This is a genomic window from Carnobacterium sp. CS13 (assembly GCF_016653495.1).
Classification (GTDB): domain Bacteria; phylum Bacillota; class Bacilli; order Lactobacillales; family Carnobacteriaceae; genus Carnobacterium_A; species Carnobacterium_A antarcticum.
This window is the reverse complement of sequence record NZ_CP067364.1, coordinates 719441-743974: the sequence shown is the minus strand read 5'-3', so window position 1 is coordinate 743974 and position 24534 is coordinate 719441. Positions and strand designations below refer to the sequence as shown.

Annotated in this window: 20 protein-coding genes; 4 read left to right on the top strand and 16 right to left on the bottom strand. The window is 37.1% G+C overall.

The genetic code is table 11. The features are described 5' to 3' along the window. Positions 1–13 precede the first annotated feature (13 nt). Positions 14–1243 (bottom strand): ABC transporter permease, encoded by a 1230-nt coding sequence (locus tag JHE06_RS03575; RefSeq protein ID WP_058920159.1) that lies wholly within the window; start codon positions 1241–1243, stop codon positions 14–16. Further along, positions 1240–1980 (bottom strand): ABC transporter ATP-binding protein, encoded by a 741-nt coding sequence (locus JHE06_RS03570; protein ID WP_058920158.1) that lies wholly within the window; start codon positions 1978–1980, stop codon positions 1240–1242. The genes JHE06_RS03575 and JHE06_RS03570 overlap by 4 nt, the downstream gene beginning before the upstream one ends. A 217-nt stretch (positions 1981–2197) precedes the next feature. Here JHE06_RS03570 and JHE06_RS03565 point away from each other — a divergent pair, with 217 nt between their 5' ends. The 3 genes from JHE06_RS03565 (at position 2198) to JHE06_RS03555 (ending at position 4196) form a co-directional block, all read left to right on the top strand. Then, positions 2198–2626 carry an HIT family protein gene (locus tag JHE06_RS03565; RefSeq protein ID WP_201089507.1) on the top strand — a complete coding sequence of 143 codons (429 nt, stop codon included), beginning with the start codon at positions 2198–2200 and terminating at the stop codon, positions 2624–2626. 2 nt (positions 2627–2628) lie between these two features. Then, entirely contained in the window at positions 2629–2985 is a 357-nt protein-coding gene (locus JHE06_RS03560; RefSeq protein WP_058920156.1) for a YtxH domain-containing protein, read from the top strand. A gap of 224 nt (positions 2986–3209) precedes the next feature. Continuing rightward, positions 3210–4196 (top strand): peptidylprolyl isomerase, encoded by a 987-nt coding sequence (locus tag JHE06_RS03555; protein WP_058920155.1) that lies wholly within the window; start codon positions 3210–3212, stop codon positions 4194–4196. A 195-nt stretch (positions 4197–4391) separates the two neighbouring features. Here the strand turns inward: JHE06_RS03555 and JHE06_RS03550 are convergent, their stop codons facing one another. The 5 genes from JHE06_RS03550 to JHE06_RS03530 all read right to left on the bottom strand — a co-directional run bounded on the left by JHE06_RS03550 (position 4392) and on the right by JHE06_RS03530 (position 12167). Beyond that, positions 4392–5354 (bottom strand): 3'-5' exoribonuclease YhaM family protein, encoded by a 963-nt coding sequence (locus JHE06_RS03550; protein WP_201089505.1) that lies wholly within the window; start codon positions 5352–5354, stop codon positions 4392–4394. A 29-nt stretch (positions 5355–5383) separates the two neighbouring features. Next, positions 5384–8230 carry an ATP-binding protein gene (locus JHE06_RS03545; RefSeq protein ID WP_236253547.1) on the bottom strand — a complete coding sequence of 949 codons (2847 nt, stop codon included), beginning with the start codon at positions 8228–8230 and terminating at the stop codon, positions 5384–5386. Next, a complete protein-coding gene (locus JHE06_RS03540; protein WP_236253546.1) occupies positions 8220–9467 on the bottom strand; it encodes a metallophosphoesterase family protein in 1248 nt (415 codons plus the stop codon). The genes JHE06_RS03545 and JHE06_RS03540 overlap by 11 nt, the downstream gene beginning before the upstream one ends. A 132-nt stretch (positions 9468–9599) precedes the next feature. After that, a complete protein-coding gene (locus JHE06_RS03535; RefSeq protein ID WP_058920331.1) occupies positions 9600–9944 on the bottom strand; it encodes a YlbF family regulator in 345 nt (114 codons plus the stop codon). Between the two features lie 105 nt (positions 9945–10049). Continuing rightward, positions 10050–12167 (bottom strand): PBP1A family penicillin-binding protein, encoded by a 2118-nt coding sequence (locus tag JHE06_RS03530; protein WP_201089499.1) that lies wholly within the window; start codon positions 12165–12167, stop codon positions 10050–10052. Between the two features lie 528 nt (positions 12168–12695). Between JHE06_RS03530 and JHE06_RS03525 the strand changes: the two genes are divergently transcribed. Then, positions 12696–14069: a hemolysin family protein gene (locus JHE06_RS03525; RefSeq protein ID WP_201089497.1), complete on the top strand. Its 1374-nt coding sequence runs from the start codon at positions 12696–12698 to the stop codon at positions 14067–14069. Between the two features lie 23 nt (positions 14070–14092). Here the strand turns inward: JHE06_RS03525 and JHE06_RS03520 are convergent, their stop codons facing one another. The 9 genes from JHE06_RS03520 to tgt all read right to left on the bottom strand — a co-directional run bounded on the left by JHE06_RS03520 (position 14093) and on the right by tgt (position 24234). Next, positions 14093–15046, bottom strand: a complete 954-nt coding sequence (locus JHE06_RS03520; RefSeq protein WP_058920151.1) for a DHH family phosphoesterase — start codon at positions 15044–15046, stop codon at positions 14093–14095. Positions 15047–15061: 15 nt separating this feature from the next. Continuing rightward, on the bottom strand, positions 15062–16393 hold the full coding sequence (locus JHE06_RS03515; protein WP_058920150.1) for a DRTGG domain-containing protein: 1332 nt from the start codon (positions 16391–16393) through the stop codon (positions 15062–15064). Between the two features lie 28 nt (positions 16394–16421). Further along, a complete protein-coding gene (locus tag JHE06_RS03510; protein ID WP_201089495.1) occupies positions 16422–17102 on the bottom strand; it encodes a metal-dependent hydrolase in 681 nt (226 codons plus the stop codon). Between the two features lie 110 nt (positions 17103–17212). Next, complete coding sequence (gene dinB / locus JHE06_RS03505; RefSeq protein WP_058920148.1) at positions 17213–18346, bottom strand: DNA polymerase IV; 1134 nt, start codon at positions 18344–18346, stop codon at positions 17213–17215. Between the two features lie 187 nt (positions 18347–18533). Beyond that, positions 18534–19181, bottom strand: a complete 648-nt coding sequence (locus tag JHE06_RS03500; RefSeq protein ID WP_201089493.1) for a metal-dependent transcriptional regulator — start codon at positions 19179–19181, stop codon at positions 18534–18536. Between the two features lie 199 nt (positions 19182–19380). After that, the gene (adhE, locus tag JHE06_RS03495) at positions 19381–22023 is read right to left on the bottom strand and encodes a bifunctional acetaldehyde-CoA/alcohol dehydrogenase (RefSeq protein ID WP_156413325.1); all 2643 of its coding nucleotides are present in this window, start codon (positions 22021–22023) and stop codon (positions 19381–19383) included. Positions 22024–22268: 245 nt separating this feature from the next. Continuing rightward, positions 22269–22550, bottom strand: a complete 282-nt coding sequence (locus JHE06_RS03490; protein ID WP_201089491.1) for a post-transcriptional regulator — start codon at positions 22548–22550, stop codon at positions 22269–22271. 124 nt (positions 22551–22674) lie between these two features. Then, entirely contained in the window at positions 22675–22998 is a 324-nt protein-coding gene (gene yajC, locus JHE06_RS03485; RefSeq protein WP_082664248.1) for a preprotein translocase subunit YajC, read from the bottom strand. A 90-nt stretch (positions 22999–23088) separates the two neighbouring features. Next, complete coding sequence (gene tgt, locus JHE06_RS03480; RefSeq protein ID WP_058920145.1) at positions 23089–24234, bottom strand: tRNA guanosine(34) transglycosylase Tgt; 1146 nt, start codon at positions 24232–24234, stop codon at positions 23089–23091. Between the last annotated feature and the right edge of the window lie 300 nt (positions 24235–24534).

The following is a 24534-nucleotide window of genomic DNA, read 5'->3' as shown; positions in this document are numbered from 1 at the left end:
TCATTAACTATTATCAGTACCGTCTTGTTTTTTCCATTTTTTTAATCCGATCTGGTAAGTAAAAGTGACTAAAGAGAACACTAAACAAAACTAAAGAGAAGAATACGCTTAGACTAGCCATTAGTGGCAAGGCATGCAGAGAAGCTAAACCGATACCACAACTTTCTGTTAGCAGTAAAATCAACAGTATTTCTTTCATCGCTTTAATTTTTTGTTTTTGATCCACTGGATATAAAACAGACATGGCCATATTGTCAAAATGAAAATACAGCGGCAATAGCTGAAACCCTGTTAAATACAAAAATAACAATGCCAGCAATAAGCTCAATACAAAAGACTCAACAAATAAAACCAATACTATTGCTAATAAACTAAGCCGAACAAATAACCCACTGTATTCTGTCCCTCTTAAAAAAGCCCGACTGTATAAATACAGGAAGGTTCTCTGATGTTCTATTTTGATTCTCTTTAATAAACCATCTAAATACTGGCGTCTTTTTACAGTAGTTTTTAACACTGGAATGTCGGTAAACAAATTAATAAATTGAAAAATTCGTTGCATCCGTCCCATTTCAGCATTAATCATTGCCTGCCATTGATAAGAATGAGCTGGCAAAAAGCGTTTCTCATACTGATGCCATATAACGTATACGATGACAGCGAAAAAAATACCCGCTAACAGAGAAAAATAAAGCATTACAAAATTCCCAATCAATGCTGACAGCAAAAAGGCAAAGCGAATTTCTTTTCTCTTAGCTGTTGAAGCTAATTTAAATTCAAAGTGTTGCACTTTAAACTCACAGTCTTTCATTATCAGCAAATAGACGACAAAATAAAGCATATCTGTAAAAGCAAATGAAGCCGTTGCTACCAATAATGGCATTAAAACGCCTACTCCTAAAATGATCACACTGGCTGGCAGCAGAAAACTGTGCCATTTGGCCAAGGATAAATAGTCTTTCAAACTTTTTTCTTTAGGAAGTAAAAAGACCGCATCAGCGGGTTGTAAGAGAGTCGCTAATTTACCGATAAACAGCAATCCGGTAAAAAGGATCACAGCGATCATTCGCCCATACATAAAATCTGTCGAGATCGTTTTAAGGAACTCAGAATAAGAATACCCCAATGCACCTAACAAAAAAAGACACACGATCACAAAATGATCGTTTAAAACATATTTTAAATAACGAAGCATCTTTTTTTGATGATGACTCACTCTTTTTTTCCAAATGCTGTTCATCATTTTCGATCAACCTCTTCTTTAGTCAATTGAAGATAGATTTCATCCAATGTAGCATGAGGTAAATTAAAGGTCTTTCTTAAATCTTCTAGTGTTCCGGCTGCACGAATGACCCCTTCGTGAAGCAAAATAAAACTGTCACATTGTCTTTCTGCAGTCGCCAAAATATGGGTAGACATTAGAATAGAAGCTCCTTGGCGTTTCATTCCATTCATCAGTTCTAATAAAGCATTAATACCCAATGGATCTAAACCAACAAAAGGTTCATCAATAATATATAAACTCGGCTCTACTAAAAAAGCACACAGTATCATTACTTTTTGTTTCATTCCTTTTGAGAAATTAGCTGGGAACCAATCTAATTTGTTATCTAAACGGAATGTTCTTAATAACTTTGAGGCTCTTTCTAAAGCCGCTTCAGCAGGTATATCATACGCCATGCCGGTAATTTCAATATGCTCTCGCAAGGTTAGTTCTTCATATAGTACTGGAGTTTCAGGAATGTACCCGATTTTTTTTCGATAAGCCGTTAAGTCATCTGATAATGTTTGTCCATCAATGGTTATTTTTCCTTTAGAAGGATGCATTAGTCCAATAATATGTTTAATCATTGTACTTTTACCAGCTCCATTCAAACCAATCAAGCCTACTAAATTCCCGTCCCCAACTTCAAAAGAGACGTCTTTTAAGACTGGGATTTGGCTGTAGCCGCCTGTAATATGCGATACTTTTAAACTCACTGCTGTTTGCCTCCTTTATTTTACACAATTGTACCATAAGATAAAGCGACATGCCTTCTCAATTTCCGATTTGTTAAGGTTTCACTTTCTTTAGTTTTTGTGATACATTTATTATGAAATAGTAAACATTTTCAAAACAAGCTTTTTTCGCTCCAAACTGTTTTTTAAAACTAAGGGGCGCTAAATAAATTCTTTAAAACGAAAGAAGGTCATATCTGTGACAGACTGTATTTTTTGTAAAATCATCAACAATGAATTGCCTAGCCGAAAAATTTATGAAGATGAGGATATTGTCGCTTTCCTTGATCTGACGCAAGTTACACCTGGACACACATTAGTGGTTCCAAAAAAACATGTCGCGGATATTTTTGATTATGATGAAGAATTGGCTGCAACGGTTTTTTCTCTTATCCCGAAAATTGCACGTGCCATCAAACGATCTAATCCAGAAATCGCAGGTATGAACGTCATGAGCAATAATGGCACTATTGCTTATCAATCTGTTTTTCACAGCCACATTCACTTATTGCCGCGTTATACTGCAAGAGATGATTTCAGTATTCATTTTGGAGATCATTCAGATAAATATACAGCTGAAGAATTAGATGCCATTGTTGCATCAATAAAAAATGAGATGGAGGAATAATCATGGCAAACGGTTTTTTTAAAGGACTTATTTTCGGTTCATTAGTTGGTGGGGCTTATACTCTACTGAATACACCTCGCTCTGGAGAAGAAAACAGGGATGTTCTGCTGAACTATATTGACGATACAACCGTTCTAGTAGATGATGTTTCCAACAGTTTAACCGAATTAAAAGGAGCTATTTCGGAACTTACTAACGAAGGCAAAGCTTTAGCAGAGGAATTTACAGAAGAGGTAACAGAATCTGTTGAAGAGTTTACTTATCAGGCTGAGCCTCGGATGCGACGGATACAAGAACAAACACAAAAATTGACGGATGATATCGAAACATTAAGCCAAAACGTCACTCCAGCACAGTAGCTTCTAAAAAAATAGAACAAAATAATTTTATTATTTTGTTCTATTTTTTATGGTCTTTTTTTAGGAAAGCTGCTTTTACTAAATATGATTATTTTGTGATGATTAAGAGACTTTATTTTTGTTTTCCCGATTTTGTTTTTTTTATTTAAATGAGTGTGGTATATTAATACTTGTGATTGTAAACGTTGCGTTACATCGAAAAAAAAGAATGGATGTGTCTATAAATGAAAAAACTTATTTTAACAGCTGCAACAGTGTTAGCTGGTTTAGCAATTGCTGGTTGTGCAGATAATACAGTTGCCTCAACAACTGCAGGTAAAATTTCACAAGACGAATTATATGAAGCAATGAAAACAAACGTGGGGTCTTCTACTCTACAACAATTGATCATTGAAGATGTTTTGTCAGAGAAATACGGAAAAGTTGTAACAGATAAAAAAGTTAGTAAAGAATACAAAACTCAAGAAGAATCTTACGGTGGCGCAGATGCCTTTAAATACGTATTATCTTCATCCGGTTTTACAGAATCTTCTTATAAAGATACGATTCGATTAAATCTTTTGATTGAAGAAGCTGTAAAAGACAATACAGAATTTACAGATGAAGAAATCCAAACAGCTTACGACGCTTATACACCACCAGTGACTGCTGCTCATATTCTTGTAGAAGATGAAGACCAAGCCAAAGATTTGATCACACAATTAAACGATGGTGCTGATTTTGCTACTCTTGCTAAAGAAAATTCTGCAGATACAGCTAGCGCTGAAAAAGGCGGAGAACTTACTTTTTCTACTGGTGAAATGATTCCAGAATTTGAAGAAGCTGCAATGAAGTTAAAAGAAGGCGAAATGACAACAGAACCCGTCCAAACAACTAATGGTTACCACATCATCAAGATGATCGAAAAACCAGAAAAAGGAACATTGAAAGAAGAACGCAAAAACATCGAAGCTCAATTGCTGCAAGCTAAGTTAGCCGATAGCGCTGCTATCCAAGCTATTCTTTCTTCTATCATGCAAGATGCTAACGTAGTTATCAATGACGAAGATCTTTCTACAGCTATGGACAGCTACTTGCAAACTGCAGATTCAACAACAGAAGACACTTCTGCTGAAGATTCTGCTGCTACTGAATCGGCTCCTGCTGATTCAAGTACTGAAGACTCAAGTACAGCTGATTCAGCTGCCACTTCAGAAAGTTCAGCTGAATAAAACACGTTGATTTATAAAAAGAGGTTGGGACAAAAGTCCCAACCTCTTTTGCATATCCGAATATTTATTCTAGAACGTGTTCCAAAAAGCAGACCCGACGTCCACTTCACGAATAATGCTCGATGGTCACAGACCATCGAGCATTATTCGTTCCAGTGATTCGGGTCTAAACGCTTTTTGTCTCACTCCCTTTTTTTATTCTTCACTATTTTCGCTTATTTGCGGTTTATAAAATGTTCGGTTATCTAATCCAAAGATACGTTCAGTGAACGCTCCTGGTTCTGTTCGACTTAAAGATGCACTCAGCATATTGATGGTGGCATCTAAATTATCGATCATAAATAAAATTTCAGCTTCTCTCAACTTCGGTCGAACCGGTGATCCATATTCTAATTTTCCGTGATGAGATAAAATCATATGTTTCAGCAGAATCACATCTTCGCTTTTATCGTCTATTTTCAACACTTGACAAGCTTTGGTGATTGCTTCGTCCACAATCACGATATGTCCAATCAAGTTCCCTTCCAATGTGTATTCTGTTGAAATGGGGCCAGACAATTCCATTACTTTTCCTAAATCATGCAGAATGATTCCTGAAAACAATAATGGCCTATTGATATCTTCATATTGATCAGCAATTGTTTTAGCCATTCTTAGCATTGAAACCGTGTGAAATGCCAATCCTCCTATAAAAGCATGATGGAAACGCTTGGCTGCTGGGTATTGAAAAAAGTCCTTTTGGTAATGATTCAAAAGATGGCGAACAATTCGGTTCATATTTGCATTAGTGATCTCGAAAAGAGTTTCATTGATTTCTTCCATCATTTCTTCTTTTTTCAGAGGTGCTCGTTCAATAAAAAGTTCCGGTGTATCTGGTTCACCAGCTTTTGTAACCCGCAACTTAAATATTTTAATTTGCGGATTGCCTTGATAAAGTTCTCGTTTGCCTGATAGCATAACCACTTTGCCAGCAGTCAAAGAAGCGATATCGTCTTCCGACGCATCCCAAAACTTGCCATCCATTTGTCCACTGGTATCTTGAAATGTGAACGCAATAAATTTTTTCCCATTTTTAGCTACTCTAACATCAGCAGCTTTGATTAATAAATAAATCTCAAACGTATCGTCTACATTGTATTCAAATAGCTTTTTTTCCATGCGACTCCCTCTCTCTTCTTCTGTCATAGTCAGTATAACATTTCTATCTGCTCTTTTCGAAAATTACTTAGTGCCTCTTTATCAAAAGTAAAATAAAAAATTTGCGTTTTCTCGCTCATTCGCTTCATCAATTCTATCATCTGTGATTTACGGTCTTGATCAAAATTCACGAATCCGTCATCAATCATCAATGGCAATTGAACGATGTCGCTAGCATTTTTAACAAAAGCAAAGCGTAAGGCAACATACAATTGTTCTGCTGTTCCTTGAGACAGTTCCGTTGCGTCAAAAATAGTTCCATCTTGTCGTTGGACTTCTATTTTATCGTCTTTTACAAATACTTGCTGATAACGCTCATTTGTCAACAGTTTGAAAAACTCGGTCGTATCTTGAAGAGTCTCTGGAAAACGGTCTTTTCGAGCATGTGTCAGCGCACGTTCGATCAATTCAGCTGCTACTCTGTAGCTAGCCCATTTATTGACCAACTCTTGCAATTCACTTTTTAAATTTGCATATTCTTGTAACAAAACAGAATAGGCCCCGCCTTTTTCTAATTCGTTCAAGGCTACCTCACATTTAATTTTTTGATTGATTTGTTGTTCTTCCGTTTTTTTGTACTGCTGAATCTGTTTCCTCGTTTTTTCTATATCCTCCAGTAAATCTGTTCGGTCTCGGTACTGTTCAAGTAAGCTGATGTCTTCCGATACTTGTTGTTTAAGCAATGCCAAACGAGCTTGCTTTTGTTTTCGTTCTTCAAATAAAACATAGTTCTTTCGGAAATCTTGTTCGTTTTTGGCTTTGACCGAGCGAAATAAATCATTGCGTTGGTTTTCAAGCTCTCGCTGTTTATACACCCACTGTTTAAGTTGTTCTTGGTGCTCTTCTTCTTTTTTAGATAACGCTGCAAGGGCTTGTTCGTCACCCTTAGCTTCTTGATAAAAACGTAAAAAACCTGATAGTACTGCTGGCAAATGCCGCCAATCCACAAAAATCACTGGTTCTAAAAAATCAACTTGTGCTTTCCACTCCACTAATTTTTCGTTTAGTTGTTCCAGCTGCTTCTCTTTCTCTTCAACAGCTTTATTGCGTTCTCGCAACGAATCAAATAAGTCGCCTTTTTTCACTAAGTCTGTTATCGAAAAGGATGAGGGATAGCCATTTTGTTCATTGATTCTATGGGATTCTTCTTGATTTTCTTGTTGTTCACGCCTAATTATTTCACTTTTTTCTGTAGCTTGTTTTAATTCAACAGCGACTTGATCGATTTCAGCTAATTTATCACGCCATTGTTTTCGAAGTTCGATTTGTTTGATGTAATCTTCGTAAGTATAAGCAACAGCAGGCTCTGTTTTAGCCAGTTTATTTTTAGCCGGTTTTTTAATGGCTAAAAATAAACTGCTGATTACTAGCAATAGACCAAACCCTACCAAAAATAAGCTGAACCCATTGCTTAAAAACAACCCGCTAAAACTAGCGAACAAACCGACAAGAATACCTGAACCTGCCGTTAATAACTTCTTATTAGCAGACGGAACAGTTGTCTGGATCTGCTTTTCAGGAAGACTACGAGCAGCTTTTTTTTGATGGGATTCTTCAACTTGTTGTAATGTTGCTTTGTCCCATAACAACGGTTCAATTTTATCTAATTGGGTGGATAAGGACTCATTTTGATACTGTAAAAAAGCAGTTTTCTCTGCTGCTTCCTGCTTTTTTTCTTCTGACTCTCTTGTTTTTTGATACAGCAACTGATAAGCCCTTTTCTGTTCAGGTGTTTGAGCTGGCGGAATAGACTGCCCAATGTTTAAACCAAGTTGTAATTTATCTCGCACCATTAGATTTGTTTCTTTTTGTATGTCGCGTTCAATAAATTCTTTTTCTTGTAACATAGCTTTGATGTTGTCCGATGAAGCAAATAACTCTTGAATGCTTTCTTTATGTGTTAAATAAAGCTGTTGGCTTTGCGTTAGTTTGCTTTTTTCTTTCAGGTGCTTAGAGCGCTCATTTTCTTGCATAATGTCTATCCGCACTTGCTCAATCGCTTGGTTCAAATGATTCAACTGATACAACCCATCTTCTGGCAGTTCTGCCAGAGTCAGTTGACTGAGTTCTTGTTGAATGAGCAGCATTTCAGAAAAGTGATTCCAGTTCGTAGCTAGATGATTCAGTTGTTCCAACCGTTCTTCTGCTTGAACAGAGCGTTTTCTGAGAGACACGATTTCGTTTTCAAATGCTTCTTTTTGAGTATATAAGGTTGTGTATTCATCATTTTTTTCTTTAGCAAAGCGAACTTGTTTTCTTTTTGCTTCTACTTGTTTGATTTTTTGATTGATTTCAGGAACACGCCCAGTTTGTTTATACAGTTTTCCTGCTTCTAATTGAAACTTGTCGGCAACTTTTAACAGTTGTTCATTTCCTAATGTTCCTACACTTAAAAAATAACGGTTTAATTTAGTCCGGTTCATTTGTTGGATTTTCTGAAGACCAAATAGATTAAATGAAAATAGCGCTTGGTAAGTTGCTTTGTCTATTCCATTAACAATTTTTTCCAATAAGGCATCTGATCCAACTTCACCGTTAGCTAACGTAACCGTCACTTCTCCATTGGCTTTCCCTTTTATGCGTTCAATAATGACCTCACCAAAAGGTGTATCGGAAACGACAAGTCGTCCGCCATATTGTGAACTGTTTTTTGGTTCATAACGTAATTCTGAACTTTGTTTGGTTGGAAAACCAAACAAGATACTATGAATAAAAGCCATTAAGGTTGTTTTCCCTGCTTCGTTTTCTCCATAAAAAAGTTGCAGTTGTTGCAATGGATCAATCTTTTTATCAATCCATTTTCCAAATCCATAGACTTCGAGAGACTTAATTTTCACTTTCAGCACTTCCTTCGATCCCCAACAATAACTGAACTTGTTGTTTAGCATTTTCTAAAATTTGTTGTCGATACATTTCATCTCTCGTATCGAGCAGGTCTGCTACCCCAGCATGATCAAAAAACACATTCGTCAGCTCATTAAAAACGGCTTCTTGCTTGATCTCTGCCATAGCCTTCTGCCATTCTTCAGGAAACAGCTGCATATATTGAGCGGTTCCTTGGGCTTCGGCGTTCATTCCTACTTGGTAGACCCATACAAATGTTTTTGTTTTGGCTATTTGCTGTAATGCTTCTAATAATTCCCCTTGCTCTACTTTTTTTCTAACTCCATCGAGCAATTCATCCGTATCTTCTAACAAGATGGAAAGAAAAACATTATAAGCTTCATTTTTTTTCTCTGCAATGGCTTCTTGAATTAAGCGATAAACGTCTTCCAAGGTTTTTTTATTTTTAACAGAGACCACTAGTTTTTCCCATTGAATCGTTGCGGTAGGACAAAAAACGATTTGTTCTTTAGTATCCGTTAAAGTAACCCACTCACAGCCCTTTGGTCCACTTTCTTTACTGCTGCGCCCTTGTGTGTTGCCAGAATAGATGACTGGGGGGTTAATCGCTAATCGTTGACGTTTATGGATATGTCCGAGTGCCCAATAATCGTACTGTTTGCTTTTTAATTCCCCTAATGAAAAAGGAGCATAATTCCCATGTTCGGATTCCAGACCTTCAGAAAAGCCATGCAATAAGCCGATTTGGTAATCTGCTTCAGCAAATCTTATCGGATAGTCACTGATTTTCCTTTCATTTACCCAACGTTTTGTGTAACTAAACCCTGTTATTGCAACTTTTTCATTACGTTTAGTCGTTAACCAATGCGTTTCAGGGTGTTCCTTAAAAATCGTAACATTTTCCGGCATTTCCAAATGCAACCCTTGGTTTTCTATGTAGTCATGATTTCCATGCAATAAATACACTGGAATTTCTTGTTGATTTAACCGTTCCATTTCGTTTCTCAAATAAGCTTGAGCTTTTACACTGCGGTCATCGTTATCGTAAATATCCCCTACTAAACAAACAAAATCGACTTCTTTTTCAATAGCCACATCAACTAATCTAGTGAGTGCCTGAAAAGTTGAATGGTAAATAGCTTCCCAGATAAAAGTCGGCATCGATTTCAAACCAATAAAGGGACTGTCTAAATGTAAATCGGCGCCATGTATAAATTGAACCACTGTCATCCATCCTTTCTTCAGATTTTTTTCTTTTTTGTTGTATTCCTTTATCTTTGAATGGGCACATATGTTCCGTTCTATGAATAAAAAAAGAGTTCACTACAATAGCTAAACTCTAGTGAACTCTTTTTTACTAGATTACCCTTGATAAATATCTTGAATAGGTTTCATAATGATACGGTTTAAGTCATCAATCAATGTGCTTAATTTTTGTTCTGCTTCCATTAAATCTTTAATGATAAGGTTCTCGCCTGATTTCAATGCCATCTCTTGAGCTTCTTTGATTTCTTCTTCCAAAATCTCTTCACCAGACATTTGTTTTTGTTGCAAACTCATTTGAATCTCTTGGAATTGTTGAAACACTTCATTTGCTTCAGGATCTTCTTTAACGGCTGCAAAAGCTGCTTGTAAATCAGCGTAAGCTTCCGTTTCTCTTAATTCTTTTTCGAGTTGGTTAGCTGTATCATAAATGTTCGTATCCATCATCTAAATCACTCTCCCGGTATTTTTATCTTCACCTGTTTACTATACCATTTTTTATTTTCTTTTCCAAATAATCCCTTTTATTTTCACAATATTTTTATTCGTTTATTGATCTTTTAAGCGATCCAACAGCTTACCAGCTTTGTCTTTTAAATTTTCAGCACCTTTTTTAAATTGTTCGCTCCAATAATCGACGTTCTCTTTTAGATCCTCTTTCCATTGTGGCTGCTCTTCTGATTTAGACTGGACAATGGTTTCTGCGCTTTGCGTGCCAAATGGCGTTTGCGGCGTTTTGGGTAAGACATTTTCCATCTGCAGTTTAAATAAAGGACCTACGCCTGTAGAGCTTCCTGTGCCCATATAATGATTTTCATCTGTTTGGTCAAAGCCCATCCATGTAGCTACTACAACATCCGGTGTATATCCGACAGTCCATTGATCTGTTGTTCCGCCAGATTCATTAAACGATACTTCCGTGCTTCCTGTTTTACCAGCGATGGTATAGCCGTTCGGAGCATTGTTGCTTGCTGTTCCGCTTGTAAAAACACCCATTAACATACTCGTCATCTGCTCCGCTACTTCCGGACTGGTGACTTTTTTAGCTTTCGGTTCTGTATGGTCAACAATGATCGCGCCAGTTGCGTCAACAATTTTAGTAATAAAGAATCCATCGCTGCGTATCCCGCCATTTGCAAAAGTTGTGTAGGCACTCGCCATTTGCAATGGAGAAACTCCACCTGTTGTTCCTCCTAATGCTAAACCTAAATACTTATCATCTTCCTCTACCGGTATGCCAAATTTTTCAACTTTCTTGATGCCTTTTTCTAAACCTATTTTATCTAATAACCAAACTGCCGGCGCATTTAAGCTTTGAGCCACAGCTTGGTACATCGGTACTTCGCCAGCATAGGTGCGCGTGTAATTTTCCGGTGTATAATCGTCTGACCCATAAGATTTTTTTTCATCCTGCAACATTGAATTGATCGTATACCCAGCTTCGAGTGCGGGCGTATAAACTGCCAATGGCTTCATGATCGAACCAGGCTGACGTTTGATTTGAGTTGCGCGGTTAAACCCTCTAAAAGTATGTTCGCCTCTTCCGCCAACAACAGCAAATACGCCGCCTGTTTGAGGATTCATGGCTACTGAACCGCTTTGTAATAATGTCCCATCGGCTGCATCAGTAAAAAGCCAATCGTTGGCATAAGCCTGATCCATCCTTTGTTGGTAATCTTGGTTCAAGGAAGTATAAATTTTATACCCTTTGTTTAAAATTTCTTCCTCTCCCAGACCATATTTATTAATAGCTTCTTCGATAACGGCATCAAAATAATAAGGGTATTGATAACCATTTGTTTGTTGGTAATTGTCTATTAACGTCAAGGTTTCTTTTTTAGCGGATGCCCCTACTTCTTCCGTAACACCTTCGTTTTTAACCAGTAAGTCTAACACGACATTACGGCGTGCGATAGCTTGTTCCATATTATCTTTGGGGTTGTAGTTTGTTGGAGCTTTCAGCATACCGGCAATCGTTGCCGCTTCTGATAAAGAAACATCCGTTGCTGGTTTTCCAAAATACTTATGAGAAGCGTCTTCCACTCCCCAGACACCATTGCCAAAATAGGAATTGTTTAAATACATTTCTAAAATTTCTGATTTCGTATATTCTTTTTCTATTTCGATTGCTAGAAATAATTCTTTTAGTTTCCGGATCAATGTTTGATCTAATGTAAGATAAGCATTTTTGGCTAACTGTTGACTAATAGTACTTCCGCCTCCGCTGATATTGCCGCGATTTACGATAAAGCCAACCGCTGCGCGAGCAATACCGATCACATCAAACCCTTTATGGTCATAGAAACGTTTGTCTTCCGTCGAAATAACCGAAGCTTGGATAGAAGGAGAGATCTCTTCTAGCGAAACAAAAGTACCTTTATGAGAATAAAGGGTTCCAGCTTCTTCATTATTGATATCATAAACAGTCGTCGTTTGTTCAAGTCCAGCTTTCAAAGTAGAAACATTCGCTGTTTTAGCTAAGTATAATAAATAGCCGCTGCCAAACAAAGAACTGATCAAAACAAGTAATATAATAATTTTTGTCACATGATAATTTTTCCACGCTCTTTTTAAACTCTTACTAAAAGCTGCTAAATAAGGGCGTAACCACTGCCAAATCTTGTTCAGCTGTTCTTTTAGCTTTTCAAAAAATAATTTTCCATTCATTTTAATTAGTCATCCTTTGTGTTTTCATTTTAACTGTTTTCGCATCCATTATAAGCAGTGTATCAAACTACTAAGCACAATAATATCCTACTAAAGTAGGATATTATTGCTGTAAAAAGCTAATTGCGTTTGCTTATAATTATCTGTAATGAAGAAATAAATAAGTTTTTTACTTTAACATTTTACCATATTAAGGTAAAGTAAACCTATAAGACTTTTTTAAGATGGAAAAAGTCCATTTTTTTCTATAAAACCGTGTAGGCATGCACTATTTTTTAGCAACCATTAAAAGTGAGGTGAGATCCTTTGGGACAGAAAACAGAATAAAACTATTAACGGATCAAAAGAAACGAATTTATACAAAAAAACTTTCTTTTGATTATTTTTATATTTTAAACTATTTTATTCTAAAGGATTTTTACTCATTATAAAATGAAAATATTTTGTAAGAAGGATCGAGTCGTTCAGGATCAAGATAGTATTATTACAAGGAGGTGAAGCTTACGTTTTGTTGACGTAAGCATATATTTGTCAATAACTACTGGTATGATTTTATTTTTTGTTATTTTATTGATTGCAGCTGTATTTGTCATGTCAGAATTCATTCTTGTCCGCATTCGTCCTTCAAGACTCGATTTTCTGATTGAAAATGGGAACCAAAAAGCTGAACTGTTAAAAACCATGTCGCAAAACCTGGATACCTATCTATCTGCGACCCAACTTGGGGTTACAGTTACTTCTCTAGCTATTGGGTGGTTAGGAAGTCCGACATTCGGGCGTTTATTCGATATTCTTTTTTCCAATATCAGCCTTCCAGCTTCTGTTTCCAAAATCATTTCTGTTGTATTGTCTTTTACCGTATTAACTTTTTTGCAAGTGGTTATTGGGGAACTCGTGCCGAAAAATATCGCTATCACTAATACCGAAAAAATCGGGTTAATGATAGCTAAACCTTTACAATTTTGGTTTCGTTTAATGTACCCGATTGTATTTGTTCTAAATAAATTAGCAAACGCGATTTCCAAGGCTTTAGGAGTTCCAACAAAAAGTGAATTTGGCGAAGGTGTTTCTGAAGAAGAACTTCGCATCATTATGGGCGAAAGTTTAAAAAGCGGCGAAATCAACCGTGATGAATACCAATTTGTTGAAAATGTTTTCGCCTTTGACGATCGAATGAGTCGCGAAATCATGGTTCCTCGAACAGAAATGGTGACTGTCTCAACAGATATGTCATTGAAAGAAATTAGTCAATTAGTTAGTGAAGAACGTTACACTCGTTATCCCGTTATTCAAGATGGCGATAAAGATATTATCTTAGGAACGCTTAATACGAAAGAAATTTTTTCAGCTTTTGTTGATGCTGTCGAAGCTAATCATTATGAAACGTTTGATTTTTCTAAATATATCCGTCCCATTATTCGTGTCATCGAAACGATTCCTATTAAAGAATTGCTGGTCAAAATGCAAAAAGAACGAAACCAAATTGCAATTCTGGTGGATGAATACGGTGGAACCAGCGGAATGCTTTCGATGGAAGATATCGTTGAAGAAATTGTCGGAGACATTAGTGATGATTATGAAAGTGTTGATGAGCCTGAGATCAAAAAAGTCGGCGAAAATCATTATCGGGTAAGTGCCAGAATGCTCGTCGATGAAATCAATGAACTGTTCGGCCTTTCAATTGAAGAGGAAAATGTTGATACTATCGGCGGTTGGATGTTGAATGAAAAATACGATATCGCAGAAGGCGAGACTCTTACTTCTGGGGAATACACGTTTACGGTTATGAAATCAGGAAACAGCACCATTGAAACAATTGATATCGTTAAACATCCTTCCGCTAATAAACCGCCCGAAACAAAACCAACATCTATAGATGAAACAAAAAGCAAAGAGCAGTAGCTCTTTGCTTTTTGTTTCTTTTCTTAACTCCAGAGTCGTGCAGCTTGCTCTAGTTCTGCAATAATTTGATCCACTTCCGCTCTATTTTTAGCGTTTGCTCCACTAGCTAAAGGATGTCCGCCACCGTGATGAAGTTTTGCAATTTCATTGATAACAGGACCTTTTGATCTTAAGCGGCATCGAAAATGACCTTCTGGCTGCTCAACAAAAATTCCCCAAAGCAATACGCCTTCCATTGTTCCTGGTACCGCTACAATGGAAGATGTCTCTGTATCCATTACGCCAAACCGTTCCATCACTTCTTTAGTCAACATAACTTTGGCTACACCTGTAGAAGTAAGTTCAATGTTTTGTAAAACATAGCCGGTTAATTTCGCTACTTTTTGAGAAATGACATTCATTTGATTGTTCACTTCATTCGGAATAAAATTATATTCCATTAACCCTGCAGCCACACGCATCGTATGCGGTGTTGTGGAAGGATACAGGAATCGCCCTGTATCTCCCACGATTCCCGCGTATAACAAACGCGCGGCTTCATCTGTCATAGTTAACTGCTGCTGATTAGCTGTATAAAAATCAACAATGATTTCACTGCAGCTGCTCGCTTCTATATTAACAATTTGAAAATCTCCATAAGCATCGTCATTGGGATGATGATCGATTTTGATTAATTTTGTGCCTTTGAGATACCGCTCATCGCTGATTCTTGGCCGATTAGCTGTATCTGTCACGATGACTAAAGCATCTTGGTAATCTTTATCCATTACGTCATCCATTGTCGCTAAGAACGCTAAATCTCCGACTGGCCCACCAGCTTTCAAGATCTTTTTAGCAGGAAAACTAGCTTTCAAGATTTCTACTAGCCCTCCTTGTGATCCAAGAGCATCTGGGTCAGGACGCATATGGCGGTGAACAATAATGGTTTCATAGGTTTTAATAACCTCTAGGACTTCTTCATAAGGTAAACGTGTCATAACTGCTTGCTCCTTTTAATTTCTTTGCATCATTTGGCAAATAACGATTGCTTTTGCAACCAATACATTTTCAACATAGACTTCAATATCAAACTTTGACGAACGTCTGCCTATTTCAAAGACTTTGGGTTTGATTTCTAAAACACTCTCTAATTGAATCATTTTAAAATAATGCAAATCCATTTGTTCAATCAACGCGTTCCGTTTCTGATAAACCAGCAACGAACGTTTCGCACAACTGGTTATGATTTCACTTAACACACCAAATGAAATGGTTCCAACGGAGTCCGTCATTTGCGGCGTTACACTAAACTTGTAAGATGGGATGGCTGAAGCCCAGTCATCGGGATCTTCACTGCTTAGTTCTATTTGTTCTTCGATTTGATCTGCGATCGTATCGCCAACTTGAGGTTGACGTTGTGCCGACTGCATAGCTTTCATAACGTCTTGTCTAGAAATAATCCCCATAAGAGTCAAATTATCTTCAACTACCGGCATGACTTCTAATTCGTCCCAAATCATCAAGTGCCCCACACTGGCGACACTCATATGTGTTTTTACAAGTGTCGGATCTTTGGTCATCACTCGTTCAATACTTATTTGATCAGCTTTTCCAATCATATCTTTAGCAGCCACAATGCCCACTAAACGTAAGTTTTTACTGACTACCGGGAAACGAGTATGACCGCTTTTTTCGTTTAATTTACGGTAATCCAATACAGTATCTTCTACATTCAAATACATTGTTTGCTCTAATTTCGTATAAATGTCTCCAACGACAATGATCTCTTTTTTTATCAGCTGATCCGTCATTGCTCGATTGATCATTGTCGCTACAGTAAATGTATCATAAGTAGTACTGATCAAAGGCAATGCTAATTCGTTGGCTAAATTGATAATTTTATCACTTGTATCAAAACCACCTGTGATCAAAACAGCGGCGCCTTTTTTCAAAGCCAGTTCCTGAACGCTTTCACGGTTGCCGACTATCATTAAAGAGCCAGGAGTGATGTAGCGGACGATGGCATCGTCTGTCATTGCACCAATGATAAATTTATTCAAATCATTATTTAAGCCTTTTTCACCGCCTAAAATATCTCCTTCGATAATCTTCACAACTTCTCCATAACTGAGGGTTTCAATACTTTCCTTCATTTTCCGTTCAATTCGAATGGTCCCCACTCTTTGAATAGTAGAAACCAATCCGCTATTTTGTGCATCTTTGATCGCACGATAGGCCGTTCCTTCACTGACTCGCAAATTTTTGGCAATGATACGGACAGAGATTTTTTCTCCAACAGGTAAAGTTTCTATATAAGCTAATATTTGATCGTGCTTCGTGGCCATTTGCTACCCTCCAAAAACTTTTGCTCTTTTAAACCTCTAAAATTTCTCCTACAGCTAATACACGACCTTGATTCCCTGCTAATTTTTGACAAAAAGCCTCCGGGTCTTGTTCAATCAAAGGGAATGTATTGTAATGAATCGGAACAACCGTTTTAGCCTTTAAATAAGATGCTGCTAGTGTAGCATCTTCAATGCCCATTGTATAATTGTCCCCAATCGGTAAAAAGGCTATATCGAGAGGTCTGTAGGCTCCAATCAACTGCATATCAGAAAAGAGAGCGGTGTCTCCTGCATGATAGAGCGTCTTTCCATCAGCATGAAAAATAATACCCGCAGCTAGTCCCAGTGTCGTTGGTTTTCCGTCTATTTCGTAAGACGAACCATGAATAGCAGGTGTCATTTTAATTTCTCCAAAATCAAAGGCATGTTTCCCACCCATCTGCATTCCATGTGTTTTCAATTTTTTTGATTCGAAAAATTCTGCGATTTCCACATTTGCAACAATCAAAGCATCTGTTCTGTGAGCAATAGCTTCTGTATCGCCGATATGATCAGCATGTGCATGCGTAATAATAATAACATCTGCTGCTACTGTTTCTGGATTCAAGTCACTCTTAGAATTACCTGTGATAAACGGATCGATTAAAATAGTATACCCTGTATCTGTCAAAACTTGTACACACGATTGTCCATGCCATGATACCTTCATTCTTGAGCTCCCCTTTCAATAGAACACTCCAGTAAAACTGTATTAATGTCTTTATTATACCCTTGTGAAAAAGAGATTGCAATTTAGCACTATGGGTCGCTTAGCTAACCCTACATTCTGATGTCATTTTCCCAAAGCGGCAAAACAATATTTTCAAATGTCAGCGGATCTAGGGTCGTAACTGTAATCCCTAGAAGCCTAATTCCTTTTTGAAGCTCTCCGATATCATCCCATAAACTTTGAATCTGGAAAAAAATTTCTTCAGCATCTTTGATCGAATTAGGCAGCGTGATTCGTTTCGTTACGGTTTCAAAGTTTGAATAACGAATTTTTAATACAACGGTTTTTCCATGTTTTTGTTCCTTCAGCAACGAACGTTCGACTTTTTTTGCTAAAAATCTTAATTCTGCCATTATTTCATTTTCTGTGGTCAAGTTTTTTTCATACGTATTTTCTCTACCGACCGATTTTCTTTCACGACTCGTGCGTACCGGTGAATCATCAATTCCTCTAACTTTACGGTACAAAGAATACCCCATCTTGCCAAAAAGATGGATCAATTCCATTTCATCTTTTTGGTATAAATCTTCTCCTGTAAAAATCTTCAATTCGTGCATCCGTTCCACAGTTTTTTTACCGACTCCATAAAACTTTTCAATCGGCAATTCTTTTAAAAAGAGTAAGGCTTGATCCGGTGGTATCACTGTAACACCAGCTGGTTTTTTATAATCCGAGGCTAATTTAGCAATAAACTTATTGTAAGACACTCCAGCTGAACAAGTTAGGCGGACACTTTCCCAGACTTCTTTTTGTATAGCGTAAGCCATATGCGTCGCACTCTTAAAGCCTTGCTTATTTTCAGTCACATCCAGGTAAGCTTCATCTAAAGATAGTGGTTCAATAATATCTGTATACCGCTTAAAAACCGCACGGACTTTTTCTGATACTTCTCGGTATAACTCATAATTTCCTTGGATAAAGACTCCATCGGGGCACAATTCAAAAGCTTTTTGAGCACTCATAGCAGAATGGACACCATATGTTCTTGCAACATAATTAGCGGTAGAAACGACACCTTTTCCGCTCGTTAATCTCGGATGTTTCGCAATAATAATAGGCTGTCCTTTTAATTCGGGATGTTCCCTTTCTTCAACAGAGGCAAAGAAGGCATCCATATCTACGTGAATAATTTTTCTTGATGTATCTCTGATCGGTTCGTCAAATTGCACTACCCCTATTTTCACCTTCTTCGCCTCCTTTCCTCTTTATTATACGCGAACGTACATTCTTGTTCAAGATACTCAAAAAAACTGCCAGATTACTTTCTTCCAAAAACCAAAAAAGCCTCCATAAGTTAGATGTTGAAATCCAATTTACGGGGGCGCTTCATTCCTTAATAGAAAATACTCTTCCTTATAGGATAGGCGCTACTTAGATTGCTTCTACATAAATGCTCGTAGCTGCCTTAAAACTAATCGGAATGCTTGCTTGTCCTTTTTCAATTGTAATGGGGCCTTCGTAAGCACCAATGTCGCTAATCGTGTATTCGTCATTGACTTTTACTCCTACTGATACTAAGTAATCAAGCAGATCTTTTTGGTCCGCTACGCGCTTGATCACAATTTTTTCATTTACCTTCTTTTCAGCTAGAGTTTGCAAAGGAGGTTCATTTAAAACACCCTCTTTGTTCGGTATCATCCCCCCATGAGGACAAACTGTTGGATAATCTAAATAAGCTTCCAAGCGATTGGTTAGTTCAGTGGATGAAACGTGTTCCAAAATTTCTGCTTCTTCATGAACTTGATTCCACGAATAGCATAAATGCTCCACTAAAAACACTTCCCATAAGCGATGTTTTCTCACCAGTATACTGGCTTTGCGCAGTCCTTCTGCTGTTAACTGTACGCCTTGGTAAGGGATTCGTTCAATAAATCCTTCTTTCAATAGTTTTGTCATCATTTCGCTAACGGATGCTGCTGAAACTTCCAACCCTTTCACTATTTCTTTGTTATTTATTTTAGTATCCGTCCCACCAAGTTCATATATTTTTTTTAAATAATCTTCCTTATTGGGTGTCATTTGTATCACCTGCTTTTCCTTTTTTTACCCTTGCTGAACTCCTTTTAATTATAGCTTTTCCTTCTTTTTAAAGCAACACATCCATAAATTAAGTTTAGGAAAGCCTAAAATTATTTTATGGACCATAAATCAAGATGTAAAGAGCCAGAACAAAAGTTGATTTTGTTCTGGCTCTTTCATTTATAAAAACGCTGAATTTTTATTCGCCTTCGTAGGCTTCAATAATAATTTGACGCAGTTCACTAATCAAAGGTTGTTTTGGATTAGCTGTCGTACATTGATCTAAGAACGCTAATTCAGCCATATGATCAACAGTAGCATCTAATACTTCTTGCGTTACTCCTTGAGATTTCAAGCTCATTTCAATGCCGACATCTTTTCCTAATTGAACGATTTCAGCAATCAACGATTCAACTAACTCTTGAGTCGTTGTGCCTTTGAATCCCATAAATCGTGCTATTTCCGCATAATCTTCATCCGCACGGAAATACTCGTATTTGGGAAATAGTGCATGTTTTGAAGGATCTTTTGCATTGTAACGAATGACATGAGGCAGTAAAATGGCATTCGTCCGACCATGAGGAATGTTGTATTCACCGCCTATTTTGTGAGCTATTGAATGATTGATTCCTAAGAATGCATTTGCAAAAGCCATACCAGCCAAGGTAGAGGCATTGTGCATCTTTTCTCGTGATTCTTCATTCGCGTACTCATAAGAATCCCTTAAATGTTCAAATACTAATTTGACTGCTTGTAAACTCAACCCTTTTGTATAGTCGCTTGCCATAACAGAAACATAGGATTCAATTGCATGAGTCAGCACATCCATTCCGGTATCGGCTGTCACTGATTTAGGAACACTCATTACAAATTGGGGATCAATAATCGCAACATCTGGCGTTAAAGCATAATCAGCTAACGGATATTTCACATGTGTTTTGCTATCCGTGATCACCGCAAAAGGAGTAACTTCCGAACCTGTACCAGAAGTTGTCGGAATACAAATAAATCGGGTTTTATCTAAAGTCGGAATTTTGTAAGTCCGTTTTCGAATGTCTAAAAATTTTTGTTTCGCCCCAAAAAATTCTGTTTCTGGTTTTTCATAAAATAGCCACATGCCTTTTGCAGCATCCATCGCTGATCCACCGCCGATAGCAATAATGGTGTCCGGTTGGAACTGGATCATTGCCTCTGTCCCTGCCATAACGGTATTGGTTGATGGATTAGCTTCAACCGCTGAAAAAACTTCTACTTGCACGCGATTTTTACGCTTGTAGAGTTCATTGATAATTTTGTCTGCATAACCGAATTCAACCATACCTGGGTCACAAACCAAGAAGACTCTTTCAACATTTTCCATTTCTTGCAAATAATGAATCGAGTTTTTTTCAAAGTAAATTTTTGACGGTAGTTTAAACCACTGCATATTATTTCTCCGTTTCGCAATTGTCTTGATATTCAATAAATCAATAGTGGAAACATTTTTAGATACAGAGTTTTTCCCATATGAACCGCAACCTAACGTTAAGGATGGAATCATATTATTGTACAAATCTCCTATGCCGCCTTGTGCTGTTGGTGAATTCACTAAAATACGGCAAGCTTTCATTTGTTCCCCGTATTTTCTCGCTAGCTTGTCATTTAACGTATGAATAGCAGCAGAATGCCCTAATCCGCCTAATTCCAACATCTTTTGAGCTAAGTCAAAGCCATGTTCAGTAGATTCTGCTTTTAACATTGCTAGTACTGGGGAAAGTTTTTCGCGTGATAATGGATAATCTTTTCCGACTCCAGCTAATTCAGCTACAATTATCTTCGTTTCTTTAGGTATTTTCAGCCCTGCAAGTTCAGCGATTTCCCAAGCCGATTGCCCGACAATAGCAGGATTTACAGCTGTTTTATCTTGATTCATCACTGCATTTTCTAATTTTTCTAGTTCATTAACTTTAACAAAATAAACTTGATGCTTTTCAAATTCTGATTTTACTGCTCCATAAATTTCTTGGTCCACGATAACAGCTTGTTCAGAAGCACAGATCATACCATTATCAAATGACTTAGAAGCAATGATATCATTGACAGCTCGTTTGATTTTAGCTGATTTTTCGATATAACTCGGTACATTTCCAGGACCGACCCCTAAAGCAGGTTTCCCTGTTGAATAAGCTGCTTTAACCATACCGGAACCTCCAGTAGCTAAAACGATTGCAACATCAGGATGATTCATTAATGCATTAGTTGCCTCGAGAGAAGGTTGCTTGATCCATTGAATGCAATCTTCAGGTGCTCCAGCTTCAACAGCGGCAGTTAAAACCGCTTGTGCTGCTGCTGCGGAGCATTTTTGTGCACTAGGATGAAAAGCAAAGACGATCGGGTTTCTTGTTTTGATGGAAATCAAAGCTTTGAATAAAGTCGTTGAAGTTGGATTCGTTACTGGAGTTACCCCACAGACTATTCCCACTGGTGTAGCTATTTCGATTAACTGTGATTGATCGTCATCACTGATAACTCCTACTGTTTTATTATCTTTAATCGAATTCCAAATAGATTCTGTTGAAAACATATTTTTAATGCACTTATCTTCATAAATACCGCGACCAGTTTCTTCAACAGCCATTTTTGCTAATGTCATGTGTTCACTTAATCCTGCCAAAGCCATTTGATGGACAATATGATCAATTTTTTCTTGATCAAATGTTTCTAACATAGTTAAAGACTTTTTCCCTTTACAAATCATTTCATCGATTTGAGTGCGAACCGTTCTTTCTTTTCCATTGGTCTTTTTTTCAGTTTTCGCAATCTTTTCTAGCGTGTTTGTAGAAGCTGTATTTGTAGAAGTCATCATTTACTCCCCCTATTTCTTATTGTTATCTTTTTCACAATACAAGCATAAGCTATTATTCAAAAATTGTAAAGCTTTTAATGGAAAGTTTTTAACATTTTACAAAAAACCTTTAAAACCCTAACGTATAAAGGTTATAATTGATTTTCGTCTATCTGAATTAGTTTGATTTCTAAACAACTCTTGTCGACAAGAATAGAACTTTATTCACAATTGAATATAAAAAAAAGGCCTTAGCCTTTTTCTTAAAATAAACTTTTTAAATCCATATCGTCTAATGAACTAGCTGGAGAAATCAGCGCTTCTACAGAGGCAAAATCTAAATAATCATTAGGAGTCAACGTCATGACTTGCCGAATTTGTTGGTAATAATGTTTGGGAATAGCTTTTTTCCAAGAAAAATACATTAAATAATGCCATAGATCTTCTTTTGTAATCTGTTGGTAACCCAGTGTGTGGAATTCTTGGATTTTCAAGTTTAACCAGGGTTCCAACTTTTCAAATAAAGGTGTTGAATCATTAGCCAAATCAAACACTCCTTACGTTGGGGGATTTTTTTGCCCAATTATTGATTCATTTTTAGTAGTGAAAAAAAACAAAAGAAAAGACTCTTCATCCTCTCTTTTGTTTCACTAAATGATCGCTTTTATTTTATTCTACGTCGTTGGTATCTTCTGGATTGGCTTCAAATGTTTCAATCGTTGAGGCAACAGCGACATCTTTGATGCGTGCAATTGCGCGTCTTTCAAAGGTTAAGAAAATGCCTTCACAATCAAGAACAACCGTTTTTTCTACATCGTTAATTTCATCAACGATTCCATGCAAGCCACCAATTGTTACAATACCGTCACCTTTTTTCAAAGAGTCCAACATGTTTTTAGTTTTTTCAGCCGCTTTTTTTTGTGGTTTGATCATCATAAAATACATCAATCCCATAATCGCAGCAAAAGGTAAAATAGTAATAATAAAATCCATTTCTTCACTCCATTCTTTCATCGATTCGATCTAGCCTAGTACTAACTGTACCAAACTTTGCCCTTCAGTACTACACATTTTTAAGAATTGTTAGAAATTCTTAGCATTTGGTTTATTGTACCCATATTCTTCAAAAAAGTTTTCTCTAAATTCAAGCAAGTTATCGTCCATGATAGCTTGTCTAACGTTTTTCATCACATTTAACAAGAAATAAAGGTTGTGGTAACTCGTTAAGCGTAAACCAAACGTTTCATCTGCTTTGATTAAATGACGAATATACGCTCTAGTATAGTTCTTACAAGTGTAGCAATCACATTTGTCGTCAAGCGGGCCAAAATCCCGTTCGTATCGTGCATTTTTAATAACTACTCGCCCTTTGCTGGTCATACACGTTCCATTACGAGCAATTCTCGTCGGCAATACACAATCAAACATATCTACACCGCGAATAACTCCGTCAATCAAAGAATCGGCTGTTCCTACTCCCATCAAATAACGAGGTTTGTCCTCAGGAATCAGCGGTGTAGTGTAATCCAACACTTCATTCATCAAGTGTTTAGGCTCTCCAACGGATAAACCACCGATTGAATAACCAGGAAAATCCATTGAAACCAAATCTCTAGCACTTTGCTGACGCAATTCTTTATAGCCCGCGCCTTGGATAATACCAAATAATCCTTGTTGGTTGGGTTTAGCATGAGCTTTTAGTCCACGTTCTGCCCAACGGCTAGTTCGCTCAACAGATTTTTTCACATAATCAAAACTTTCTTCAAAAGGAGCGCATTCATCAAAACTCATCATGATATCCGGACCTAACTTATTTTGGATGCCGATAGCTTTTTCTGGAGAAAGAAACATTTTCGAACCGTTCAGATGATTTCTAAAATGAACCCCTTCCTCTTCAATGCGGCGCATATCACTCAATGAGAATACTTGAAACCCACCAGAGTCGGTTAAGATTCCTTTATCCCAATTCATGAATTTGTGCAATCCACCCGCTTCTTCGACAATATCTTCTCCTGGTCTTAACCATAGATGATAGGTATTGCTTAAAATAATATTTGCTCCCATAGTTTCTAACTCTTCAGGTGCGATACTCTTAACGGATGCCAGTGTTCCTACTGGCATAAACATTGGTGTAGGGAAGGTTCCATGAGGAGTAATGATTTCTCCTAATCTAGCACCAGTATGTTTTTCTTTTTTTATTAAACGGTATTTAATAGCCGGTTCAGACATATTTATTTTCCTACTTTCATTGTTCTTGGCAATTTTATTTTTGTCAATCGTATTTTAACACTTTAGTAACTATACTAAGAATTTTCTTTTTTTGCAAACCCGCTTAGACCTTAAGAGGCTTTTATTACCACCTAATATAGCCTTTTATCGCAAAATAAGAAACAGATATTTTTGCGATCCGTATTTTAAAAATAAACGAACTACGACATTTTTCAATCTATTCAAGTTTTTAAACCGGTCTATTTCCGAAACCTAAAATAAATTGGTTTTCTTAAGCACTTAACTTGTAAGCGATACCTT

Coding starts and splice junctions, on each gene's coding strand:
- tgt (WP_058920145.1), bottom strand. CDS start 24,234: ATGTCTGAACCGGCTATTAAATACCGTTTAATAAAAAAAGAAAAACAT.
- JHE06_RS03510 (WP_201089495.1), bottom strand. CDS start 17,102: ATGAAGGTATCATGGCATGGACAATCGTGTGTACAAGTTTTGACAGAT.
- JHE06_RS03520 (WP_058920151.1), bottom strand. CDS start 15,046: ATGACACGTTTACCTTATGAAGAAGTCCTAGAGGTTATTAAAACCTAT.
- JHE06_RS03555 (WP_058920155.1), top strand. CDS start 3,210: ATGAAAAAACTTATTTTAACAGCTGCAACAGTGTTAGCTGGTTTAGCA.
- JHE06_RS03550 (WP_201089505.1), bottom strand. CDS start 5,354: ATGGAAAAAAAGCTATTTGAATACAATGTAGACGATACGTTTGAGATT.
- JHE06_RS03575 (WP_058920159.1), bottom strand. CDS start 1,243: ATGATGAACAGCATTTGGAAAAAAAGAGTGAGTCATCATCAAAAAAAG.
- JHE06_RS03530 (WP_201089499.1), bottom strand. CDS start 12,167: ATGAATGGAAAATTATTTTTTGAAAAGCTAAAAGAACAGCTGAACAAG.
- yajC (WP_082664248.1), bottom strand. CDS start 22,998: ATGGATTTTATTATTACTATTTTACCTTTTGCTGCGATTATGGGATTG.
- JHE06_RS03535 (WP_058920331.1), bottom strand. CDS start 9,944: ATGGATACGAACATTTATGATACAGCTAACCAACTCGAAAAAGAATTA.
- JHE06_RS03515 (WP_058920150.1), bottom strand. CDS start 16,393: ATGGCCACGAAGCACGATCAAATATTAGCTTATATAGAAACTTTACCT.
- JHE06_RS03560 (WP_058920156.1), top strand. CDS start 2,629: ATGGCAAACGGTTTTTTTAAAGGACTTATTTTCGGTTCATTAGTTGGT.
- JHE06_RS03500 (WP_201089493.1), bottom strand. CDS start 19,181: ATGACACCCAATAAGGAAGATTATTTAAAAAAAATATATGAACTTGGT.
- adhE (WP_156413325.1), bottom strand. CDS start 22,023: ATGACTTCTACAAATACAGCTTCTACAAACACGCTAGAAAAGATTGCG.
- JHE06_RS03540 (WP_236253546.1), bottom strand. CDS start 9,467: ATGACAGTGGTTCAATTTATACATGGCGCCGATTTACATTTAGACAGT.